Origin of the sequence: Pseudomonas sp. B21-021, from assembly GCF_024749205.1 — a bacterium.
Classification (GTDB): Bacteria; Pseudomonadota; Gammaproteobacteria; order Pseudomonadales; family Pseudomonadaceae; genus Aquipseudomonas; species Aquipseudomonas paraglycinae.
On the sequence record NZ_CP087192.1, the window covers coordinates 3,004,490 to 3,026,129 of the forward strand.

At 60.9% G+C, this 21,640-nt stretch carries 18 protein-coding genes; 5 read left to right on the top strand and 13 right to left on the bottom strand.

Annotated features, from left to right (window positions below):
- Window positions 1–63: 63 nt before the first annotated feature.
- From LOY31_RS13410 to LOY31_RS13425, 4 genes are all read right to left on the bottom strand, one after another.
- Complete coding sequence (locus LOY31_RS13410) at window positions 64–1,416, bottom strand: cytochrome c (protein WP_258713480.1); 1,353 nt, start codon at window positions 1,414–1,416, stop codon at window positions 64–66.
- A 17-nt stretch (window positions 1,417–1,433) separates the two neighbouring features.
- Window positions 1,434–3,683: a molybdopterin cofactor-binding domain-containing protein gene (locus LOY31_RS13415; RefSeq protein ID WP_258713481.1), complete on the bottom strand. Its 2,250-nt coding sequence runs from the start codon at window positions 3,681–3,683 to the stop codon at window positions 1,434–1,436.
- Window positions 3,683–4,138, bottom strand: a complete 456-nt coding sequence (locus LOY31_RS13420; RefSeq protein WP_027613020.1) for a (2Fe-2S)-binding protein — start codon at window positions 4,136–4,138, stop codon at window positions 3,683–3,685. The genes LOY31_RS13415 and LOY31_RS13420 overlap by 1 nt, the downstream gene beginning before the upstream one ends.
- Window positions 4,139–4,215: 77 nt before the next feature.
- Complete coding sequence (locus LOY31_RS13425; protein ID WP_258713482.1) at window positions 4,216–5,148, bottom strand: AraC family transcriptional regulator; 933 nt, start codon at window positions 5,146–5,148, stop codon at window positions 4,216–4,218.
- Window positions 5,149–5,378: 230 nt separating this feature from the next.
- Between LOY31_RS13425 and LOY31_RS13430 the strand changes: the two genes are divergently transcribed.
- Entirely contained in the window at window positions 5,379–6,587 is a 1,209-nt protein-coding gene (locus LOY31_RS13430) for an MFS transporter (protein ID WP_258713483.1), read from the top strand.
- Window positions 6,588–6,786: 199 nt separating this feature from the next.
- Here LOY31_RS13430 and LOY31_RS13435 read toward each other — a convergent pair whose 3' ends face one another.
- From LOY31_RS13435 to LOY31_RS13450, 4 genes are all read right to left on the bottom strand, one after another.
- Window positions 6,787–7,785, bottom strand: a complete 999-nt coding sequence (locus LOY31_RS13435; RefSeq protein WP_258713601.1) for an NADP-dependent oxidoreductase — start codon at window positions 7,783–7,785, stop codon at window positions 6,787–6,789.
- 67 nt (window positions 7,786–7,852) lie between these two features.
- Window positions 7,853–8,722, bottom strand: a complete 870-nt coding sequence (locus LOY31_RS13440) for an alpha/beta fold hydrolase (RefSeq protein WP_085604235.1) — start codon at window positions 8,720–8,722, stop codon at window positions 7,853–7,855.
- Window positions 8,723–8,804: 82 nt separating this feature from the next.
- Window positions 8,805–9,593 carry an SDR family oxidoreductase gene (locus LOY31_RS13445; RefSeq protein ID WP_085604232.1) on the bottom strand — a complete coding sequence of 263 codons (789 nt, stop codon included), beginning with the start codon at window positions 9,591–9,593 and terminating at the stop codon, window positions 8,805–8,807.
- Between the two features lie 39 nt (window positions 9,594–9,632).
- Window positions 9,633–10,733 (bottom strand): alkene reductase, encoded by a 1,101-nt coding sequence (locus tag LOY31_RS13450; RefSeq protein ID WP_258713484.1) that lies wholly within the window; start codon window positions 10,731–10,733, stop codon window positions 9,633–9,635.
- Window positions 10,734–10,881: 148 nt separating this feature from the next.
- On the opposite strand from LOY31_RS13450, the gene LOY31_RS13455 reads away from it, so the two are divergent.
- On the top strand, window positions 10,882–11,478 hold the full coding sequence (locus LOY31_RS13455; RefSeq protein WP_007955146.1) for a TetR/AcrR family transcriptional regulator: 597 nt from the start codon (window positions 10,882–10,884) through the stop codon (window positions 11,476–11,478).
- Window positions 11,479–11,601: 123 nt separating this feature from the next.
- Entirely contained in the window at window positions 11,602–12,222 is a 621-nt protein-coding gene (locus LOY31_RS13460; RefSeq protein WP_039772195.1) for a TetR/AcrR family transcriptional regulator, read from the top strand.
- A 25-nt stretch (window positions 12,223–12,247) separates the two neighbouring features.
- Here LOY31_RS13460 and LOY31_RS13465 read toward each other — a convergent pair whose 3' ends face one another.
- Complete coding sequence (locus LOY31_RS13465) at window positions 12,248–13,708, bottom strand: efflux transporter outer membrane subunit (RefSeq protein ID WP_258713485.1); 1,461 nt, start codon at window positions 13,706–13,708, stop codon at window positions 12,248–12,250.
- A gap of 190 nt (window positions 13,709–13,898) precedes the next feature.
- Between LOY31_RS13465 and LOY31_RS13470 the strand changes: the two genes are divergently transcribed.
- Window positions 13,899–15,008, top strand: a complete 1,110-nt coding sequence (locus tag LOY31_RS13470; RefSeq protein ID WP_085604223.1) for an efflux RND transporter periplasmic adaptor subunit — start codon at window positions 13,899–13,901, stop codon at window positions 15,006–15,008.
- Complete coding sequence (locus LOY31_RS13475) at window positions 15,005–18,094, top strand: efflux RND transporter permease subunit (RefSeq protein WP_258713486.1); 3,090 nt, start codon at window positions 15,005–15,007, stop codon at window positions 18,092–18,094. The genes LOY31_RS13470 and LOY31_RS13475 overlap by 4 nt, the downstream gene beginning before the upstream one ends.
- Before the next feature lie 127 nt (window positions 18,095–18,221).
- Here LOY31_RS13475 and LOY31_RS13480 read toward each other — a convergent pair whose 3' ends face one another.
- The 4 genes from LOY31_RS13480 to LOY31_RS13495 all read right to left on the bottom strand — a co-directional run bounded on the left by LOY31_RS13480 (window position 18,222) and on the right by LOY31_RS13495 (window position 21,579).
- A complete protein-coding gene (locus LOY31_RS13480; protein WP_007955136.1) occupies window positions 18,222–18,689 on the bottom strand; it encodes a hypothetical protein in 468 nt (155 codons plus the stop codon).
- A gap of 107 nt (window positions 18,690–18,796) precedes the next feature.
- Window positions 18,797–19,798 (bottom strand): NAD(P)H-quinone oxidoreductase, encoded by a 1,002-nt coding sequence (locus LOY31_RS13485; protein ID WP_258713487.1) that lies wholly within the window; start codon window positions 19,796–19,798, stop codon window positions 18,797–18,799.
- Window positions 19,799–20,131 (bottom strand): carboxymuconolactone decarboxylase family protein, encoded by a 333-nt coding sequence (locus LOY31_RS13490; RefSeq protein WP_258713488.1) that lies wholly within the window; start codon window positions 20,129–20,131, stop codon window positions 19,799–19,801.
- 11 nt (window positions 20,132–20,142) lie between these two features.
- Window positions 20,143–21,579 carry an NAD-dependent succinate-semialdehyde dehydrogenase gene (locus tag LOY31_RS13495; protein ID WP_258713489.1) on the bottom strand — a complete coding sequence of 479 codons (1,437 nt, stop codon included), beginning with the start codon at window positions 21,577–21,579 and terminating at the stop codon, window positions 20,143–20,145.
- Between the last annotated feature and the right edge of the window lie 61 nt (window positions 21,580–21,640).

A 21,640-nucleotide genomic window follows, 5' to 3' on the forward strand; every position in this document is an offset into this window, starting at 1 on the left:
GGCGGCTAGCCAGTCCCGCGCCGTGCGCGGGACCCGCAAGTCGATGTTTTATCAATCTCTCCTCTAGCGCATCTGCAGGATGATCGGACTGCTGCTGGCCGGATCGGTGTGCTCACGCAGTTTGCCAACCGTGTTCGCATCCACAGCGTTGCCGTGATTGCCCCAGGTGCTGCGCATGAAGGTCAGCACTTCGGCGATCTGCTGATCCGACAGCTGCTCACGGAAGGCCGGCATGCGATAGGCATCCGGCACGCCGGCCGCCACCACACGTTGCGCGCCATTGAGGGTGATGTTGATCGCCGAGGCGCTTTCCTTGGCCAGTGCAGAAGTCGCGCCGGCCAGCGGCGGCATCCATTGCGATTGACCCTTGCCGTCCAGACCGTGGCAAGACGCACAGCGTGTCACGTAGGTATGCGCACCGGGCGAGTCCAGACGTTGCGCTGCCGAAACCGCTTGGTACTGCCAGGGTGCGCCATCCCGTTCACGATCGCCGGGAAGCGACTTCAGGTAGTGGGCAATCGCGGTCAGATCATCATCGCTCATGAACTGCGTGGAGTTGTTGAACGCCTCGGTCATCGAGCCGTAGACCACCGCGTGCTGGTTGCGACCGGTCTTGAGGAACTGCACGATCTCTTGCTCGCTCCAGCGGCCCAGCCCGGTGTTGTGGTCATCGCGCAGGCTCGGTGCGTACCAGCCATCGAGCAGGGCGCCGGCGAGGTATGGCTTGCCGGACTCATCCAGTGCCTTCTCGTTGAACGCCAGGCTGCGCGGCGTGTGGCAACTGCCACAGTGCCCGGCGCCCTGCACGAGATAAGCACCGCGGTTCCATCGTTCATCCTGCGACGGTTTGGCTACGTAGGGCTCGGCGTCGACAAACACACCGTTCCACAGTGCAATCGGCCAACGCAGGTTCAGCGGAAACGGAATCGCACTCGGGATGTTCGCCTGTTTGACCGGCGCCACGCCTTTCATGAAGAACGCATACAGCGCACGCACGTCATCGTCACTGAGCTTGGCATAGGACGGGTAGGGCATCGCCGGGTATAACCGGCGACTGTTGGGAGCTACGCCGTGGCGCACGGCACGGTCGAAGTCCGCCAAGCTGTAGTGACCGATGCCGGTCTCCGTGTCCGGGGTGATATTGGTCGCATGGATCGCGCCCAGCGGTGTGGCCATTTCCAGCCCACCGGCGAACGGCGCGCCATCCGGCACGCTGTGACAGGCCACGCAATCACTCAACCTGGCGACGTATTCGCCCCGAGCGACCAATGCCGGGTCGATGTCGGCCACGGCGATATGGTGGTTTTCCAGGCGCGAGACTGGCTCGCGGGTGACGTACCAGGCCAGCAGGCCTGCCGCGACCAGGCACGGCACGGCCAGCCAGCCAGCGGTTCTTGCGAATCGGCTGTTATTCATGAACGCTCCGGCGCTGATCAGGTGAAGGTGTGTCGGCTCAGGGGCAGGCTGCGCACCCGCTGACCGGTTAGCGCTGCCACCGCGTTAGCGACAGCGGGCGCGACCGCAGGCAATGGCGGTTCACCGATGCCACCCATTTTTTCCCCGCTCTCGACCACACGCACGTGAACGCGTGCCATCCGCGCAGGCGGCAGGATCGGATACAAGTCGTAGTTGCGCGCCCGCGGTTTACCATCCACCCACACGGCTTCCTCCACCAGCGTTTGCGACAGTCCCAACGCCACGGCACCATTCACCTGAGCCTCGACAATCGCCGGGTTGACGATGCTGCCCGGATCAATCGCTTGCCAGATGTCATGCACCTTGACCTGGCCGTTCTCGATGGACACCTCGGCGATCACCGCCGTCTCGGTACCGAACGGCGAAGCCATGGCCACCCCTCGCGCACGTCGGCTGCCATCCTCGGCGGTAAACGGGCCGCGCTTCCAGCCTCCGGACAGTTCACCCACCGCTTGCAGCAGCGTGGTCAGGCGTTTGTTGTCACGCAGCAAATGCAGGCGCAGCTCGAATGGGTCTTTGCCCCCCTTGTCGGCCAGTTCATCGAGGAACGATTCATAGAAGAAGTCGTTGAGGGAATTACCCACCGAGCGCCAGTAACCGAGCATGGCCGGGCCTTTGACGTAGATCTGCGCGATGCGCTTGTTGGGGATCGCGTAGGACTTGCCCGACAAGCCTTCAAGCGCAGTCGGGTCGAGCTTTTCACCTTGCTTGCCGGCGAGGGCTTCGGTCGGCCCTTCGGTGGCACTGACCGCTTCGATTGCCAGCGGCCAGCCGTCGTTGTCCAGTGCCGCGCGGAAATTCACGGCGGCAACCGGGCGGAGCACGTCACGCAAGAACTCTTCTTCGCGGCTCCAGATCAGCTTGACCGGACGGCCAACTGCCTTGGACAGCGCAATCGCCTGCGGATACGGACTGGCCGAGTCATAGAGGAAATGCCGGCCGAAGAACCCACCCAGCAGTGGCGAATGCAAGGTGATGCGCGAAAGATCGAGGCCCGTGCGTTTGGCGATGTCGGCACGGAACATGTCCGGCGCCTGATTCGGCAGCCAGACTTCCAGCGAACCGTCCGGATTGAATCGGGCCAATGCCGACGGAGGCTCCAGTTGGCCGTGGTTCAAATACTGGTTGTGGTAAGTGGCATCGATCAGGGTTTTGCTTCCCTTGAGCATCGCAGCCACGTCGCCTTCGTTTTCATCATCTTTGGCCGGGCCCTTGTCTTCGGCGAGGCGCTTGAACCAGGCATCGCTGGAAAAGTCGGCGGGCATCGGCCGCACTTTGCTATCGGCCTTTGGCTCTTGCCAGTCGACCTGGATCGCCTCGACCGCACGTTTGGCGTGCCACCAGCGCTCGGCGACCACCGCCACGGCGCCGGGCAGACGATGCACGGAATGTACGCCTTTCATCGCCTTGACCTGGTCTTCGTTGCGCAGGTTGCCCACGGTCATCCCCAGGCGCGGGGCATGTTGAACGGCGGCATGCAGCATGTCGTCAACCTTCAGATCGATGCTGTACAGCGCCTTGCCCGTGGACTTGTCGTAGGCATCGAGGCGCTTCACCGGTTTGCCGATCCAGCGGAACTGACTCGGATCACGCAGCTTCACAGAGGCCGGATCGGGAACCGGCAGATCCATCGCGCGCTCGGCCAGTTCACCGTAGGCCAGCGAGCGGCCCGATTTGGCGTGCACCACTTTGCCAGGCTCGGTGCTCAACTCGCTCACCGGCACGCCCAGTTGCTGCGCGCCCGCCTGCAAGAGCATGGCGCGGGCAAGGGCACCGAGGCGGCGCATGACCGGGTAACTCATGCGCACCGACATACTGCCGCCGGTGATGCGCATACCGTTTTCCATCACCACATAGGCTTCGCCAGGTGGCGCGGCTTCGACCAGGAAGGTCGCCGGATCGGCATCCAGTTCTTCACCGACGATCTGCGCCATGGCGGTGAACGTCCCTTGTCCACCTTCCATGAACGGGCAGAGCAGACGCACGCGGTTGTCCGGGCGGATCTCGAGAAACGCCGGGACCTGTGTGCCGCGCTCGGCAGTCGCCGTTGCTGCAGCTTGCACCCGTGTCGCACCGAGTGGCAGACCGAAGCCGAGCACCAGTGCGCCGACGGCGGTACCGGTCAGAAAACGTCTGCGCGACACATTGATCGGTTCCTGCAGATCCAGGACTGAAGCGTGTTGTGAAGGATCGATACGAACGTTCATCACGCGTCCCCCTTGCCGGCAAGTTCATGCACGGCGGCATGGATGGCGTTGTACGTACCGCAGCGGCACAGATTGACCATCGCCGCCTCGATCTGCGCATCACTCGGTTTGGGGTTCTGCTTGAGCAGCGCGGTGGCAGCCATCACCTGCCCGGACTGGCAGTAGCCGCACTGGGCGACCTGCAGATCGACCCAGGTCGAGACGACCCGTTTGCCCACGTCATCGGCCTCGATGGCCTCAATGGTGGTGACCTCGCGGCCGACCACACCCGCCACCGGCGTGACGCACGAGCGCACGACGTTGCCGTCCACCAGCACCGAGCAGGCGCCGCATTGCGCCAGTCCGCAGCCGTACTTGGTGCCGGTCATGCCCAGATCATCGCGGATCACCCACAGCAAGGGCGTATCGGCGTCGGCATCGACCTGATAGGTCTTCTGGTTGATTCGTAGTTCCATGATTCACCCGCTGATCATCGGTTGACGTGCATTGTTATGAGCGGTGACACGCGGCGAGGCGCATCACCGGTTTACTTTCAATTCGCGACTGTGCCGAGGGCTTCTGCCTCGAATGGCTGCCCACGCAAAAGGGCCATGTCACGACTCGGTGCGGTGCCGAACAGCCGGCCATATTCGCGACTGAACTGCGAAGGACTTTCATAGCCGACCGCAAACGCCGCCCGCGACACGTCCAGGCGCTCGATCAGCATCAGTCGGCGCGCTTCGTTGAGCCGCAGCCATTTCTGGTACTGCAGCGGACTCATGCCGGTGAGCTGGCGGAAATGATGGTGAAAGGTCGGCGCGCTCATCTGCACCCGCGCGGCCAGATCGTCGATGCGCAGGGCATCGGTGTAGTTGACCTTGAGCCAGTCAATGGCCTTGGCGATGCGATAACCCTGACCGTCGACGGCAGTGATCTGCCGCAGTCGTGGGCCTTGGTCGGTGTGCAGCAGCCGATAATGGATTTCCCGCAGAATCAGCGGCGCCAGGACCGGGATCGCCTCGGGTTCATCGAGCAATGCCAGCAGGCGATCGAGCGCGTCCTCCAAAGCTGACGACAGGCTGCCGATCGCAGCGCCCGTACCCGTTGATGGCTGGCGTTTCGCGGGCAAGCCGCTCTTGGTGATGACCTCGGCAAGCATGCTGACATCCAGCTTCAGTACGAGGCCGACACAGGGCTGTTCAGGACTGGCGAGCAACACTTCGGAGTTGGCGGGCAGGTCCAGCGACGTGACCAGAAACCGCGACGGGTCATAGCTGTAACCCTCACCACCCACCCACAGGCGCTTTTCGCCGCGGCCCACGAGAATCAGGCTGGGTCCGATCATGCACACCACGGGGGGCGCCGGCTGGTCGCGACGAAACAGCGACAGCCCGGGTATCGACGTGGCGAAGTCACCCGGTGCGCGCACGTGCGGGTCGATGTGCCGTGCCAAAGGTGATTCCTGGGGCAGAGGGGTCGGGATCATGTGGGCTCGCTCCTTTGACCGAACTCTAATGCGCGCGCGCGACGTTTCCTATCCATGACCCTGCATCGCCAGAGGATCAGGCAAGCATTCAAGAGGAATGCGCTAGGGAAGCACCGGACTGACCGGGAGAATGTGTCTATCTGTTACAGGGGCACTGCCCGGATAGGCGACAAACTGTTTGCCCCTGCGCATCACCCCCCCACACGTTTTTCGCACCACAGGTAGTTCCCATGACGTTTCCTTCTACAGATCCTTCTAAAAGAACAGGCGGCTGGAGCGCCGTGCTGGCGATGTCGTTAGCGGCATTCGCTCTGGTCGCTTCAGAGTTCATGCCTGTCAGCCTGCTGACGCCGATTGCGGCGGACCTGCACATCACTGAGGGCCAGGCCGGGCAGGGGATTTCCGTGTCCGGTGCCTTTGCCTTGATCACCAGTTTGTTGATCGCCTCGGTCGCCGCTCGCATCGAACGCAAGCAGCTTCTGCTGGGCCTGACCCTGCTGATGATCGTCTCCGGTACGGTCGTCGCGTTCGCCCCGGGCTACCCGTCCTTCATGTTTGGACGTGCCTTGATCGGGATTGCGATTGGTGGTTTCTGGTCGTTGTCGGCGGCGACTGCCATGCGCCTGGTGAAGCCTGAACAGGTTTCCCGCGCGCTGGCCATCGTCAATGGCGGTAACGCATTGGCCACGGTCATCGCCGCTCCGGCGGGCAGCTTTCTCGGCTCGTTGATCGGCTGGCGCGGTGCATTCTTCTGTGTGGTTCCGGTCGCGGTGCTTGCCGCCGTGTGGCTGCTGATCAGCCTGCCGTCCTTCAAGGCCGAACGCCAGGCAGGTAGCGGCAACGTTCTGCGTCTGATGAAGCAATTGCCAGTGGCCTTGGGCATGGTCGCCGTGAGTGTCTTTTTCATGGGGCAGTTCATGCTGTTCACCTATCTACGGCCCTTTCTTGAAGGCGTGACTGGCGTCAGTGTCTCAACCTTGTCCTTCATGCTGCTGGGGCTTGGAGTGGCAGGTTTTATCGGCACCTTTCTGATCGAACGGTTTATGGGCCGTGGTCTCTACCGCACGCTGACCGCCATTCCGCTGATCATGGCGGTGATTGCGCTGGCGTTGGTCAGCTTCGGCAAATCGCCGGTGCTGACCGCCGTGTTGCTCGGACTCTGGGGGCTGGTCGCCACGGCCGCACCGGTCGGCTGGTGGACGTGGCTGGCGCAGACGCTCCCGGATGATGCGGAAGCCGGAGGCGGCTTGCTGGTGGCCATCGTCCAACTGGCGATCGCCGGCGGCGCAATCGTTGGCGGTCTGGCCTTTGATTTGAGCGGCTACAAAGCCACCTTCGAGCTTAGCGCCGCTGTCCTGGTCGCCGCGTCTGTGCTGGCCTGGCTGGCCGGACGCAATGCCACGGAAGTTCATCTTGTCGAGCCGAACGCGACAGCCTGACGAGATCACCTGCAACCGGTTTCGCCTTATGGCTCAAGCATCAAACTGCGCCAAACGATAACGGGCGGTTCAACCCGCGCAACATCCGGTTGCGGCGTTTGCTGTTCCTGCACCTCTGGCGAAATCACTTCGGATGATGAGCGCTCAAGCAGTAAAAGCTGTGCAGTTTCTATGGTCGACTCATGAGTAGGCGGCGTGGTCATTTGAGAGAAACAACGACCTTGCCCTTGGCGCGTCCCTGCTCAACGTACTTCAATGCTTCAGCCGTTGATTCAAAGGGGAAGGAACGATCAACCACTGGTTTGATGATCCCGTCCTCCACGAGCGCGGTGATGTGTTGCAGTTGAGCGCCATTGGCCCGCATGAACACGAACGCGTAGCTGACATCCTGCTTGCGCGCTTTGCGACGAATGCCAAGACTCAGCAGTCGCATGACTTGCTGCAATGGCCAGGACAATCCTTGCTCCCTCGCGAACTGCACAGTGGGTGGGCCCGAGATGGAAATGAGTTGACCACCGGGTTTCAGGACCGCGAGTGATTTCTCCAGCACGTCGGCGCCAAGGCTGTTCAGCACCACGTCGTAGTCACGCAGCACATTTTCGAAGTTCTGCTGTTTATAGTCGATGACTAGATCGGCCCCCAGCGCTTTGACCCATTCGACATTGGCGGTGCTGGTAGTTGTGGCGACAAACGCACCGAGGTGTTTGGCAAGCTGAATCGCAATTGTGCCGACGCCGCCGGAACCCGCGTGAATCAGCACTTTCTGGCCCTTTTGCAACCGGGCGGTTTCAACCAGTACTTGCCAGGCGGTCAGTGCAACCAAGGGCAGGGATGCGGCTTGTGCCATGTCGGTATTGGCGGGTTTCAGGGCGACCGCGTTTTCGTTCACGGCGATCAATTGGGCGAACGTCCCGATCCGCGCTTCGGGCGGGCGAGCGTATACCTCGTCTCCCGGTTTGAAGCGTGTCACCTGCGGGCCGACTTCAACCACAACCCCCGCCAGGTCATTGCCCAGGATCAACGGAAAGGCGTAGGGCAGGATCAGTTTGAACTCGCCTTTGCTGATCTTCGAATCCAGCACGTTGACGCTGCTCGCATGGACCTCGATCAAGACGTCGTGGGCACCGACTGCAGGGGCGGGCGCTTCGCCAATGCGTCCGGGATTCTTGCCATAGCCATCAATCAGAAATGCTTTCATCGTGGTGCGGCTCTTGCTGGTTGTACGGAGGGTAGTCGGTGGGTTGCGGTGTTGCTGCGTGACGTGGTCAAGCATCGAGAAACGCCTGCGCCTTGGCCACAAAGTCGGCGTGATGCTGGAAAATCCCGCCGTGCCCGGCATCCTCAAAAATCACCAACTGTGCGTTGGGGATAAGCCTGGCCAGTTCAAACGAGTTAACGCTGGGCACCATGATGTCGTTGTCGCCGTTGACGACCAGCGTCGGCGTGCGCAAGCGTCCAAGCGCTTGTTGCGGTTGTCTGCCCCACGCGGTGATGGCTTTCAATTGCCGCAGGAAAGCGCGGGGCGTCGGGCCCTTGTCGCGATTTTTCTTGCGTGCCTTGAGGCGTCTTAAATACTGCGAGGCAGACCGTCGCCCATTGGCCGACGAGGTGAAGAAAAGGTAGAACTTGGGATCGCGCAGGGTCAGCAAACCTTTGAGGATCAATGGCCATGAAACTGTGCCGACCTTGTCTATGCCGGTGCCGCCCGCCGGTCCAGTACCGGTCAGAATCAACCGGCGTACCAAGTCAGGCGCCTTGAGGGCAATGTCCTGAGCGACGAAACCTCCGAGGGAGAAACCGAGCACATCCACGGTTTTCAGCCCCAGCGCCCTGATCAGCTGGATGGCATCGTCGGCCATTTCGCCCACCGTCAGTGGCGCGGTTCCACCCGAGTTGCCGATGCCGCGATAGTCGGTGGTGATGACGCGTCTGGTTTGCGCCAGGCCATCGATGATCGCGGGGTCGAAGTTGTCCAGTACCGCGCCCCAATGGTTGAACAGTACCAGGGGCATGCCGGTTGCGGGCCCAGTGTCGCGATAGGCGAAGGGAATGCCGTTGACCGTGATCGACTGGTTCGCCGCGTCGATGAATGACGTCGGCGAACCCGAGCGGGAATTTGTCTGTATTGAACTCATTGTCACTCCGGCCAGCGGGCAGGATTCGATGCAATGCCCTGTGCCTGCATCGAATCTGCCGCGAATGCTCGCTAGCAAAAAATCACTGTGGCGTCTGGTAGCGTTGGGCAACCGCAGACTGGCGGATTTGTCCCAGCAGGCCCTGACGTGCGCCCTGCAGGTCATCCCAGCGCTCGGCTTCGTGCAGCGGCGGGATGGTCACAGGTTCGCGACGATCGAAACCAACCAGTGCGGCATCCACCAGATCACCCACTTCCATGATTTCGCTCAGGGTGTTGATGTCGACGCCGGAGCGATCCCAGATTTCCGTGCGAGTGGCGGCGGGCAACACGGCCTGCACGTAGACGCCCTGAGGCGAAAGCTCCAGGCTCAGGCCCTGGGAAAGGAACAGCACAAAGGCCTTGGTCGCACCGTAGACGCTCATGCCGAACTCCGGCGCCAGGCCCACCACCGAACCGATGTTGATGATTGCGCCGTCGCCGGCCTTGGCCAGGCGTGGGGCGATGGCGCTGGCGAGCCGCACCAGCGCCGTGGTGTTCAGGGCGACCAGTTGCGCAACGCTGTCGGTGCTTTGATCGACGAAGTGGCCGGACAGCGCGGCGCCGGCGTTATTGACGAGAATGCCGATGCGGGCGTCGTCGCGCAGGCGGCTTTCAACGGTGGTCAGATCGCTGAGTTGGGTCAGGTCTGCCGGGATGACATCGACGGCGACGTCGTGCTCGCTGCGCAAGCGCGCTGCCAGTGTGTCCAGGCGAGCCTGATCGCGGGCGACCAGTACCAGATCGTGGCCACGTTTGGCGAAGCGTTCGGCATAGACGGCGCCGATACCGGTGGAGGCGCCGGTGATGAGAACAGTAGGGCGAGTGCTCATGGGGTATCTCTTTTTCAGGAGGTGAGAAACGGAACGCGCTCAGCTTGCGCTGACGCTCGATTCAGCGAGAGCCGGGTAGTCGATGTAGCCCGCCGCGCCGCCGCCGTAGAGGGTGGCGGGATTGAAAGCGGACAGCGGCGCGCCCTGCTTGAGGCGCTCCACCAGATCCGGGTTGCCGATGAACGGGCGACCGAAGGCGATCAGGTCGGCCTGGTCTTCGGCGAGCCGCGCGTTCGCCAGGTCCAGGTCATAGCCGTTGTTGGCGATATAGGTGTTTTTGAAGCGCTGGCGCAGGGCGCCGAAATCGAAAGGGGCCACGTCGCGAGGGCCGCCAGTCGCGCCTTCGACCACGTGCAGATAAACCACACCGAGGGCGTCGAGTTGCTCGACGACGTAATTGAATTGCGCCTGCGGATCGCTGCTGGATACGCCGTTGGCCGGCGACACGGGAGACAGGCGCACGCCAGTGCGATCCGCGCCGATCTCATTGACGACGGCCGCTGTCACTTCGAGCAACAGACGCGCACGGTTTTCAATCGAACCGCCGTAAGCGTCGGTGCGCAGATTGGCGTTGTCCTTGAGGAATTGATCCAGCAAATAGCCGTTTGCACCGTGAATCTCCACGCCGTCGAACCCGGCGGCGACCGCGTTGGCCGCGGCCTGGCGGAAATCGGAGACGATCCCCGGCAGTTCGCTGGTTTCCAGGGCGCGGGGTTCGGAGACGTCTTCAAAGCGGTTGTTGACGAACACTTTGGTCGCGGCACGCAGCGCAGAAGGGGCCACCGGTGCGGCGCCGTTTTCTTGCAGGTCAACGTGTGAGACGCGGCCGACATGCCACAGCTGCAGGAAGATTTTTCCGCCCTTGGCGTGAACCGCATCGGTGACCGTGCGCCAACCGTCTATCTGCGCCTGCGTGTAGATCCCGGGGGTGTCCTGATAACCCTGGCCCTGTCGGGAAATCTGTGTAGCTTCGCTGATCAGCAAGCCGGCGCTGGCGCGCTGGGTGTAATAGACGGCCGCGAATTCGCTGGGGACAAAGCCCTGGCCTGCGCGGTTGCGTGTCAGCGGCGCGAGAACGACGCGGTTCGACAGCGTGAGACTGCCAAGGGTGTAAGGGGTGAACAGAGTCTGCTTGGTCATCTGATGAATCTTCCGTGCCCGTGAATGGAGATCGGTGGGTGTGAAATTAGGATGATGATCGAAATCTAAACTGTCAACGGTTTTGATTATGGCCGACATCTATGTATCATCGGACGCAGGAATTACCGCTAAACACGAGGTATTGCACGTGAGAGTGACCAAGGCCCAGGCGCAGGCCAATCGAGAACACATCGTTGAGACGGCCTCAGAGCTGTTCCGTGAGCGTGGCTTTGACGGCGTCGGTGTGGCGGATCTCATGGCGGCTGCCGGTTTCACCCATGGAGGCTTCTACAAACACTTCGGCTCGAAGGCTGACCTGATGGCCGAAGCTTCGGCCTGCAGTCTCGGCAAATCGTTGACCGGCGCCCAGGCGCTCGATGTTCCCGGTTTCATCAACGTCTATGTGAACAGAGAACATCGCGACGGACGCGGCAGCGGTTGCACGATGGCCGCACTGTGTGGCGACGCGGCGCGTCAGTCGGACGATGTGAAAGCCACGTTTGCCGAAGGCATTGAACGCACCCTGCAAACTCTGGGGGAAAAATATCCGACAGGGCCGGATGCTGGGGAGGGCGAGGGGAGAAAGAAAATGATCGACCTGCTGTCGCGTGCGCTCGGCGCAATCATCCTGTCACGCGCCTGCCCGGATGATTCCGCCCTGGCGGATGAAATCCTTGAGGTATGCCGCGCCGAAATGTTTGCTTCATTGCCGGTGTTGCCGGTCGATGAAGTAGAAACCTTGTAGAAGGACTGATCCGCCCTGTTCGATGACTTGAACGTCAGCCCGTTTTAGACAGCCGTTTTTCGTGAATATGTACTCTATTGGTCACGATTTGTAAGACCTCGACAGGGTGAGTAAGCTACGCCCATGAATCAGCCATCCATATCTTCGCCCGGCCCACGTGGCCCAGTCGATCACGACATTCGTGATCAGATCGTCGCGGCAGCCAATGAACACTTCAGCCAATACGGCTATGGCAAAACCACGGTTTCCGATCTGGCCAGGGCCATCGGTTTTTCCAAGGCGTACATCTATAAATTCTTTGATTCCAAGCAGGCGATCGGCGAAGCGATCTGCTCAAATTGTCTGGGGCAAATGGTTGCAGCGGTCGAACAGGCTGTTAACGCAGAGGCGATTTCGCCGACCGAGCGTTTACGCCGGCTGGTGAAGACCGTGATTGCCACGGGTGTGGACCTGTTCTTCAATGATCGCAAGCTTTACGACATCGCGGCATTCTCGGCAGCGGAGCGTTGGCCAAGTGCTCAGGTGTATGAGGAGCAGATCAAGCGCTTTATTTTCGACATCGTGCGTGAAGGGCGAGAGCTCGGAGAGTTCGAGCGCAAGACTCCGCTGGACGAGACCGTCGAGGCGATTCATCTGGCTCTGCGTCCCTTCGTCAACCCGTTGCTGCTGCAGCACAATCTCGATTTTATCGAGGTAGCGCCCACGCTGACCTCGAACCTCATTTTGCGCAGCCTGATGCCCTGACCTGAAAGCGATCTGGTGGTGCTGCTCAGCGTGCCGCTACAGGTTGTGATTCAGTGGGTTGCCAGCCACCACCAAGTGACTTGAATACCGCCACCGCCGCACGGGCCGATTCCGTCCGCGCCTGCGCTCTGGCGTCGGAGGCCTGCAACAGTGTTTCGTCGGCGTGCAGGACATCAATCAGGCTCGCGGTGCCTTTTTCATAGGCGGTGAACGAGGACTGGCGAGCTTGAGTCAGCGCGGCTTCGCCGCCGGTAAGGGTGGTGGTCTGGGCTTGCCGATTCACCAGTGAGGACACCGCGTTCTCTACATCTTCGGTGGCACGCAGTACCGACTGGCGATAGGCCGCCAATGCTTCTGATTCCTGACCTTTGGCCTGATCGATCCGGGCGTTGATGCGTGCGAAGTCGAAAAGCCGCCAGCGCAAACCCAAGACACCGGCAGACTGGCTTGCGCCACCAGTGAAAAGATTGCCGCCGGAGACGGCTGTCGCGCTGCCCAGCAAGGCGCTGAGAGAAAATTTCGGGTAGTACTCGGCAATCGCTTCGCCGATACGCGCGTTAGAGGCCGCAAGGCGGCGTTCGGCCACGATCAGGTCCGGTCTGCGCCGCAGCAGATCTGCCGGTGTGCCCAGCGCAGTCAGCGACGGCACATCGGGAATTTCGTCCTCACGTGCCAGTTGCGTGCGGTGAGTGCCGGGAGGCGTGCCGAGCAGTACGTCCATCGCATTCATTGCTGCTTCCAGACCGCTTTGCAGTACCGGAACGGTCGCCTCGACTTGCGACAACTCACCCTCGGCCTGGCGCACCTGATACTCCGCGGCCAGACCCTTGCCGTAAAGCAACCGGACCTTTTCCAGCAACGCGCGCCGAGTATCGACTTGCCGGTTGGCGATGTCCAGCCGCGCCTGTAATCCGCGCAGGGTGATGTAGATATCGGCCGTTTGCGCAGCGATCGCCAACCTCGTCGCCGTGAAACCGGCTGCTGAGGCCTGATACTCAGCCAGTGCCGCCTCACGCCCGCGGCGCAGTCCGCCAAAGACATCGACTTCCCAGCCCGCCTCGAGATTGGCCTCGTAGGCATTGCCGTAACGGTCATAGCCGGGTGTTGAATTCAACACCTGGCCCAGTGGCGTCTCGACGGACTGATAAGCGCGTGCCGCCTGTGCGCTGATGTTCGCCGAGGGCAGCAGTGCTGCATTTGCGACGCCCAGGCCGGCCTTGGCCTGGGTGACGCGCGCTGATGCCTGTGCAAGGTCCAGATTCTGCTGCAAGGCCTGGTCGATGAGGTTGCTCAGTAGCGGATCGTTAAAGCTTTCCCACCAGGCGGCAAGGCTGTCCGGTGTCGATCCGGATCGCGGTTCGACAGCAGACCGCGCCAGGTAATGATCTGAAAGCGGGGCGTCTGGACGATGGTAATCCGGACCCACCGCACAACCTGCCATGAGGCTGGCGCTAACCAAAAGAGCAATCGGGCGCAGGGGAGGCATCGGCGTTCCTTAACGAGATTTTTGTGACCATATTAAGCAATGGTCACAGCGTGTCAATTAAGGCTTGAAAAGGCAGTCACGGCATAAATGATAAAACTGGAGCGTCGAATACCTCATTTAATGTGACTGTTGACGATATTGGTCACAAAGATGAGAATATGATGATCATCCTATTTCAGTAAGTGAACCTATGCGCCGGCTTCGAATTTCCCCCATTGCCGCATGCCTGTTGCCACTCGCCCTGGCGGCGTGCGGTGATTCCTCATCCGTTGCAGACCCGCGCACACAGGCGCCTCTGGTCAGGTTCACCGCCGTTCAGGCTGCGGCTGACGGTTCTCGCACCTTCACGGGAGTGGTGACGGCGCGCATTCAGGGCGATCTGGGGTTTCGCGTTTCGGGCAAGGTGCTCGAGCGTCTGGTTGACACGGGGCAGAGCGTCAAACGCGGTCAGCCGCTGATGCGGCTCGACCCCATCGACCTGGGGTTGCAGGCACGCGCGCAGCAGGAGTCGGTCACCGCCGCCCGGGCCCGGGCCAGGCAGACAGCCGATGACGAAGCCCGCTATCGCACTCTGGTCAGCGCCGGCGCCATTTCCGCATCGGCCTACGATCAGATCAAAGCCGCCGCAGATACCGCCAAGGCGCAACTCAGCGCTGCTGAAGCGCAAGCGGACGTAGCCCGCAACGCTTCCGGTTATGCGGTGCTGGTCGCCGATGCCGACGGCGTTGTGGTGGAAACACTCGCCGAACCCGGACAAGTCGTCAGCCCTGGACAACCGGTGGTTCGACTGGCGCGGGCAGGGCAGCGCGAGGCCATCGTGCACTTGCCCGAGACGTTGCGCCCCGCAGCAGGATCCACCGCGCAAGCCACGCTCTATGGCGACGCCTCGGGTGCTGTTACCGCGAAACTGAGGTTGCTTTCCGATTCGGCAGATCGCACGACGCGTACGTTCGAGGCGCGCTACGTACTGGAAGGCGCGCTGGCCAATGCGCCGATAGGTTCGACAGTCACCCTCAGAATCGCCGAGGGTTCGACACCTGCCGCATCGTTGCAAGTGCCTGTTGCCGCGCTTTACGACGCGGGTCAAGGTCCTGGCGTGTGGGTCATCGACGGCACACCGCCAACCGTGACCTGGCGAGCGGTTCGGGTGCTGGGGTTGAGCGACGATTCGGCCCGAGTCGCTGGCGATCTCCGGGTTGGCGAACAGATTGTGGCGCTGGGCGCTCACCTGTTGCGCGAAGGTGAAGCAGTAAGAATGCCCGTGCCTGATGCGGCGACCGTTGCCGGGAGTCGTCCATGAGCGAGGGCCTATTCAACCTCTCTGCCATCGCCGTTCGCGAGCGTTCGATCACGGTCTTTCTGATTTTCCTGATCGCCGTTGCCGGCACCCTGGCGTTCTTCCAGCTGGGGCGTGCCGAAGATCCTCCGTTTACGGTCAAGCAGTTGACCGTCATCACGGCGTGGCCGGGGGCGACCGCACAGGAGATGCAGGATCAGGTCGCGGAGCCACTGGAAAAGCGCCTGCAAGAACTCAAATGGTACGACCGCTCGGAAACCTATACGCGGCCAGGGCTCGCTTTCACGATGGTCTCGTTGCTCGATAGCACGCCGCCCTCGCAAGTGCAGGAAGAGTTCTATCAGGCGCGTAAAAAACTCGACGATGAAGCGATCAAGTTGCCGGCGGGCGTCATCGGGCCGATGATCAACGACGAGTATTCGGACGTGACCTTTGCGCTGTTCGCCCTGAAAGCCAAGGGCGAGCCGCAACGTCTGCTGGTCCGCGATGCGGAGTCCATGCGCCAGCGCCTGTTGCATGTGCCGGGGGTGAAGAAGGTCAACATCATCGGCGAACAAGCCGAACGAATATTTGTTTCCTTTTCGCATGACCGGTTGGCGACCCTGGGCTTGTCACCGCAGGACATCTTCGCCGCGCTGAACAGTCAGAACGCACTGACCCCGGCCGGATCAATCGACACCAGCGGGCCACAGGTTTTTCTGCGCCTCGATGGTGCGTTCGACAAGCTGCAAAAAATCCGCGACACCCCTGTGATCGTGCAGGGGCGGACACTCAAGTTGTCTGATGTGGCGACGGTCGAACGAGGTTACGAAGACCCGGCCACCTTTCTGGTGCGCAATAACGGCGAAGAGGCGCTGTTGCTCGGAGTGGTGATGCGTGAGGGCTGGAACGGCCTTGATCTGGGCAAGGCGCTGGATGCCGAGACCGCAAGGATCAATGAGGAAATGCCACTGGGCATGAGCCTCTCGAAGGTCACCGACCAGGCTGTGAATATCGACTCTGCCGTCGGCGAGTTCATGGTCAAATTCTTCGTCGCGCTGCTGGTGGTCATGCTCGTCTGCTTTCTCAGCATGGGCTGGCGTGTCGGCGTGGTGGTCGCCGCCGCCGTGCCTTTGACCCTGGCGATCGTGTTTGTGGTGATGGCAGCCACCGGCAAAAACTTTGACCGTATTACCCTGGGGTCGTTGATTCTGGCGCTCGGGCTGCTGGTCGATGACGCGATCATCGCCATTGAAATGATGGTGGTGAAAATGGAGGAGGGCTACGATCGCATCAAGGCCTCTGCCTATGCCTGGAGCCACACGGCGGCGCCGATGCTGTCCGGAACCCTGGTGACGGCGATCGGTTTTTTGCCGAACGGTTTTGCTCAGTCCACGGCCGGCGAATACACCAGCAACATGTTCTGGATCGTTGGCATAGCTCTCATCGCTTCCTGGGTCGTGGCAGTGGCGTTCACCCCTTATCTGGGCGTGAAACTGTTGCCGGATATCAAGGCGGTGGACGGTGGACATGCGGCGATCTACAACACGCCGCGATACAACCGCTTCCGCCGGATTCTGACTCGGGTCATTGCGCGCAAATGGCTGGTCGCGGGCATGGTTATTGTCCTGTTCTTCGTGGCAGCGGCGGGCATGGGCCTGGTGAAAAAACAGTTCTTCCCGACCTCTGACCGTCCCGAAGTCATGATCGAGGTGCAAATGCCCTACGGCACTTCCATCGAGCAGACCAGCGCCACGGCCGCCAAAGTAGAAGCCTGGCTGCGCCAGCAAGACGAGGCAAAAATCGTCACGGCCTATATTGGCCAAGGGGCGCCGCGTTTCTTCCTGGCGATGGCGCCGGAACTGCCCGATCCGTCGTTCGCCAAGATCGTGGTGCTGACCGACAGTCAGGAGGCACGGGAAACCCTCAAACTGCGTTTTCGTGACGCGGTCGCTCAAGGGCTCGCCCCGGAGGCGCGTCTCAGGGCAACTCAAATCGTGTTTGGTCCTTACTCGCCGTTTCCGGTGGCCTACCGGGTGATGGGGCCTGATCCGGCCAAGTTGCGGGTGATCGCCGAGCAGGTGCGGGGCGTGATGCAGGACAGCCCGATGATGAGAACCGTGAACACTGATTGGGGTCCGCTGTCTCCGTCGTTGCATTTCAATTTGGATCAGGATCGTCTGCAGGCAGTGGGGCTGACATCGACTGCGGTTGCACAGCAGTTGCAGTTCCTGCTCAGCGGAGTACCGATCACGGCGGTGCGTGAGGACATTCGTTCTGTGCAGGTCATGGGGCGGGCAGCGGGCGATATCCGGCTCGATCCGCAGCAAATCGAAGGCTTCACCTTGGTCGGTGCGGCGGGGCAGCGTGTCCCGTTGTCGCAGATAGGCGAGGTCGATGTGCGCATGGAGGATCCGATCCTGCGCCGGCGTGATCGCACCCCGACCATCACCGTGCGCGGCGACATTGCCGAAGACTTGCAGCCACCGGACGTTTCCAGTGCGCTGCTGAAGCAACTGCAGCCGATCATCGAGAAACTGCCTTCCGGTTACCGGATCGAGCAGGCGGGTGCGATCGAAGAGTCCGGCAAGGCCGGCAAGGCGATCCTGCCGTTGTTGCCGATCATGATCGCCATGACCCTGGTCATCATCATTGTGCAGGTCCGTTCGATCTCGGCGATGATCATGGTGTTCCTGACCTCGCCGTTGGGCTTGATTGGCGTGGTGCCGACACTGCTCATTTTCAATCAGCCGTTTGGCATCAATGCGTTGGTCGGGTTGATTGCACTGTCGGGGATCCTGATGCGCAATACGCTGATTTTGATCGGTCAGATCCATCACAACGTGCAAGAAGGGCTGGATCCGTTTCACGCTGTCGTCGAAGCCACGGTGCAACGTGCGCGACCGGTACTGTTGACAGCCCTGGCGGCGATCCTGGCGTTCATTCCCCTGACACACTCGGTGTTCTGGGGGACGTTGGCCTATACCCTGATTGGCGGTACGCTCGTCGGCACCGTCATGACGCTGGTGTTCCTGCCCGCGATGTACTCGATCTGGTTCAAGATCGGTCCCGACGCCAGGGCGCGGGCTGCAATAGTCAAACCGATGTAGCGATAAATGCAGGAAATCGAGGCCCGTTCTGGCGGGCCTCTTTGTCCGCGCACGTGAACAGCCTGGCGCTATTGGCTCGTCATTTCCAAACCCCGGAAACGTCCGCGTGAGCCCTTGGTGCCAGAGCTTATGAAATCGTGTACCAGTGGAAATGGATGTACTCGTCTTCATACTCCGCGAACAGTGAAACGATGAAATCCGTCTTCATTGAGTACATCAACAACGCTCCGACAAAACCTGTCGGCTCATGCAGCGGTTGCTTGAGCGGAGCAATCAAATCAATCGTCCGATCCACAATCATCTGATTGAAAACAGCTTCCGGGATTTTCTCAAACTTGGCGTCGGATACGTGTTGCGGGAAACGGCTGTCACTTTCAGGTCGCCAATCCAGGTACTCCGCCTGGAGCCAGAATTTCAGTCCGTCTTCACCATGCCGTTTGGGTGCGCGAGTTATTCTGATGGTCTCCTGCGACTCAGAATATCGAAAGGCGTCGTTTGGATAGGTGACGTAGTAGAGACCGCGATATTCACTTCGTGCAGCACTACAAATCTGCTGGTCACTCGATAGTTGATCGAAATCGCTTCTGTCGAACATGTAAATACCTGCGGTTTACTTCGTGCAATTGGGCTGGAGCGCGCGATGTTAGCAAAATAGTCTTGCCGATTTTTCCAGGAGGCGTCTTCACCCCGTTTTGGCCAGACTCAAAGCAAGTCTTCAGGCTGCATCGTCAGAATGATTTTCCCGACGTTCTCGGAAGACTCCATTCGGCGGTGAGCATCGGCAGCCCGTGATAACGCAAACGTGCTATCGACGACAGGCTCAAGGCTTCCGGCCCCTTCAAAGCGATCAAGCCAGTGCTCGCGGAAGCGCTTGATCATGTCGTGCTTCTCCGGCTGCGTACGCGACTTCATCACCGTACCGATGATTTGCAAATGGCGGTAAAGAATGTCCTCCAGCGCTACGGTCACGTTGCCGCCTGCGCCGAGGATGCCCACCTGAACCAGGCGACCGCCCTTTGCAAGGGATGCGATGTTGCGTGCGAAATAGGGCGCCCCGATAAAGTCGATGATGACATCGACGCCGCGACCCTGGGTTTTGGCGGCGATTACGTCAGCGAAATCCTGCGTCTTGTAGTCGATCGCCACGTCAGCGCCCAAATGCTCGACACGCGCCAACTTGCTGCCTTCGGCCGTCGCATACACCGTGGCACCCGTGGCATAAGCCAGCTGCACCGCGGCAGACCCGACGCCGCCGGCGGCCGCATGAATCAACACTGAATCGCCGGCCTTGAGCCGAGCCAGATGCATCATCGCTTCATGGGCCGTGACGAAGACCTCTGGAATAGCCGCCGCGTGTACATAGTCAAGCTGCGCCGGGATGTGCATGGCCATGCGGTAATCGATGCGTGCCAGTTCGGCGTAGGCACCGCCTCCGACCACGCCCATGATTCGATCACCTGCTTCGAACCCCGTCACCGCGCTACCTTTCCCGATCACTTCGCCGGCGATTTCCAGGCCGATGATCAGCGAGTCGCCGAAATTCGGATGGCCGTACCCACCGGTTCGATGCGTCAGATCCGCACGGTTCACCCCGGCGGCATAGACACGTACCAGCAGGTCGTCAGGCCGCACTTCAGGATTGGCGACTTCGACGAGTTCAAGGACGTCTGGCGCACCGACTTGTCTGATGTTGATGGCTTTCATTCAGTTGTTCTCCGTTTCGCTGAACGTGGCGTTGGCAATAGCAGAAGCAGTGATGGCGCCAGGGAAGCCCACATAGAAAGCCAGGTGCGTGATCGCTGCCGCCAGTTCGCCTTGGGTTACACCGTTGCCAGCCGCGCGGCGTAAGTGGGCAGGCAACTCTTCCGAGTGACCAGCGGCAATCAATGCCGCCACGGTGATCAGGCTACGGTCGCGCGGGGACAGCGCGGGATCGCTCCAGATTTGCGGATAAAGCGTCGAGTCGACGAATTGCGCCAGCTTTGGCGTGAACGCGCGCGCGGCTTCGCGAGGACTGCTGAAATTGAGCTTGGACATGGGCGAACTCCTTAAACCTGGCTGATGAATTTGTGGGTGAGATAGTGCTCGATACCTTCAATGCCACCTTCGGAGCCGTGACCGCTTTCTTTCATCCCGCCGAAGGGGAGCTCGGTAGCGACGATGCGGTATTGGTTGATCCCGATCATCCCGGCCTCCAATCCGTCCGCGACGTCAATGGCCGTGCGAGCGCTGGTGGTGAACGCATAGGCAGAGAGGCCGTAGGGCAGGCGGTTGGCTTCTTTCAAACCATCTGCCAGTTCATCGAACGGCATCAGCACGGCGATAGGGCCGAAAGGCTCTTCGTGCATCACGCGGGCATCCATCGGCACATCCGCCAGAACCGTGGGTTGGAAGAAGCAGCCTTCGCCTGACAAGGCTTCACCACCGACCAATACCCGTGCACCTTTTTCGACGGCATCGGCGACCAGTTCTTCCATTTTTGCCAATTGCCTTGGGTTGGCCAGGGGGCCGACCTGCGTGTCTGGATGCAGGCCGTCACCTATTCTCAGCGCTTGGGTCGCTGCGACAAAGTGATCGACGAAGGCTTGATAGGCACCACGCTGGATCAGAAACCGAGTGGATGAAATGCACACTTGCCCGGTCCCGCGAAACCGATTGGCGACACCTTCGATAGCGGCTTTTTCAATGTCGGCATCTTCGAACACCAGCACCGGTCCGTGCCCACCCAGTTCAAGGGTGATGGGCTTCACGCCTTCGGCAGCTCGTGCAGACAGCAGGCGCCCGATCGGCACTGAACCGGTGAAGGTCACTTTGCGAATGATCGGCGAGGCGATTAGATGGCTGGACACTTGATCCGGTACGCCAAAGACCACTTGCAGTACACCTTTGGGCAATCCAGCATCATCGAGTGCACGCGCAAGGGCCAGCGCTGTGGAGGGGCTTTCTTCACCTGGCTTGAGAATGACGCTGCAACCCGCAGCCAGCGCTGCCGCGAGTTTGCGTGCCGGGGTGATGGCCGGGAAATTCCAGGGCGTGAATGCGGCCACCGGGCCGATGGCCTGGCGTTTGACCAGTTGCAGCACGCCTGGTCGATTGGCCGGGACCACACGGCCATCGATTCGCCGGGCACTTTCGGCGAACCATTCGAAATACTCCGCCGCGCGGGTCACTTCATCCAGGCTTTCACCCAGCGGTTTGCCTTCCTCCAGGGTCATCTGCGCAGCAATCTGCGGTGCACGTTCGAGGATCAGGTCGGCGGCACGCTTGAGAATTTTTGCGCGTTTGTCGGGCACGGTCTGGCGCCATTGCTCGAAGCTCAGTCGAGTCACTGCCAGGGCGTGATCAAGATCGTCTGCGGTGGAGAGTGGGACGCGTCCGATTTCCCGGCCGGTTGCCGGGTTAACGACGGCGACAGTCTCGCGCCCTTCGGCGTTGAGCCATTCACCCCCGATGAAAAGATAAAGCGGATCGTAGGAAGTCTTCATGATGTGGCCTTCAGTTGGTTGTGAGATTCGTATGAAGCTCGGTGCCTGATTGGCTGTGCTG

Excerpts from the sequence above, each read along its gene's own strand:
- LOY31_RS13410 (WP_258713480.1), bottom strand. The coding sequence starts at position 1,416 with ATGAATAACAGCCGATTCGCAAGAACCGCTGGCTGGCTGGCCGTGCCG.
- LOY31_RS13415 (WP_258713481.1), bottom strand. The coding sequence starts at position 3,683 with ATGAACGTTCGTATCGATCCTTCACAACACGCTTCAGTCCTGGATCTG.
- LOY31_RS13420 (WP_027613020.1), bottom strand. The coding sequence starts at position 4,138 with ATGGAACTACGAATCAACCAGAAGACCTATCAGGTCGATGCCGACGCC.
- LOY31_RS13425 (WP_258713482.1), bottom strand. The coding sequence starts at position 5,148 with ATGATCCCGACCCCTCTGCCCCAGGAATCACCTTTGGCACGGCACATC.
- LOY31_RS13430 (WP_258713483.1), top strand. The coding sequence starts at position 5,379 with ATGACGTTTCCTTCTACAGATCCTTCTAAAAGAACAGGCGGCTGGAGC.
- LOY31_RS13435 (WP_258713601.1), bottom strand. The coding sequence starts at position 7,785 with ATGAAAGCATTTCTGATTGATGGCTATGGCAAGAATCCCGGACGCATT.
- LOY31_RS13440 (WP_085604235.1), bottom strand. The coding sequence starts at position 8,722 with ATGAGTTCAATACAGACAAATTCCCGCTCGGGTTCGCCGACGTCATTC.
- LOY31_RS13445 (WP_085604232.1), bottom strand. The coding sequence starts at position 9,593 with ATGAGCACTCGCCCTACTGTTCTCATCACCGGCGCCTCCACCGGTATC.
- LOY31_RS13450 (WP_258713484.1), bottom strand. The coding sequence starts at position 10,733 with ATGACCAAGCAGACTCTGTTCACCCCTTACACCCTTGGCAGTCTCACG.
- LOY31_RS13460 (WP_039772195.1), top strand. The coding sequence starts at position 11,602 with ATGAATCAGCCATCCATATCTTCGCCCGGCCCACGTGGCCCAGTCGAT.
- LOY31_RS13465 (WP_258713485.1), bottom strand. The coding sequence starts at position 13,708 with ATGCCTCCCCTGCGCCCGATTGCTCTTTTGGTTAGCGCCAGCCTCATG.
- LOY31_RS13470 (WP_085604223.1), top strand. The coding sequence starts at position 13,899 with ATGCGCCGGCTTCGAATTTCCCCCATTGCCGCATGCCTGTTGCCACTC.
- LOY31_RS13475 (WP_258713486.1), top strand. The coding sequence starts at position 15,005 with ATGAGCGAGGGCCTATTCAACCTCTCTGCCATCGCCGTTCGCGAGCGT.
- LOY31_RS13480 (WP_007955136.1), bottom strand. The coding sequence starts at position 18,689 with ATGTTCGACAGAAGCGATTTCGATCAACTATCGAGTGACCAGCAGATT.
- LOY31_RS13485 (WP_258713487.1), bottom strand. The coding sequence starts at position 19,798 with ATGAAAGCCATCAACATCAGACAAGTCGGTGCGCCAGACGTCCTTGAA.
- LOY31_RS13490 (WP_258713488.1), bottom strand. The coding sequence starts at position 20,131 with ATGTCCAAGCTCAATTTCAGCAGTCCTCGCGAAGCCGCGCGCGCGTTC.
- LOY31_RS13495 (WP_258713489.1), bottom strand. The coding sequence starts at position 21,579 with ATGAAGACTTCCTACGATCCGCTTTATCTTTTCATCGGGGGTGAATGG.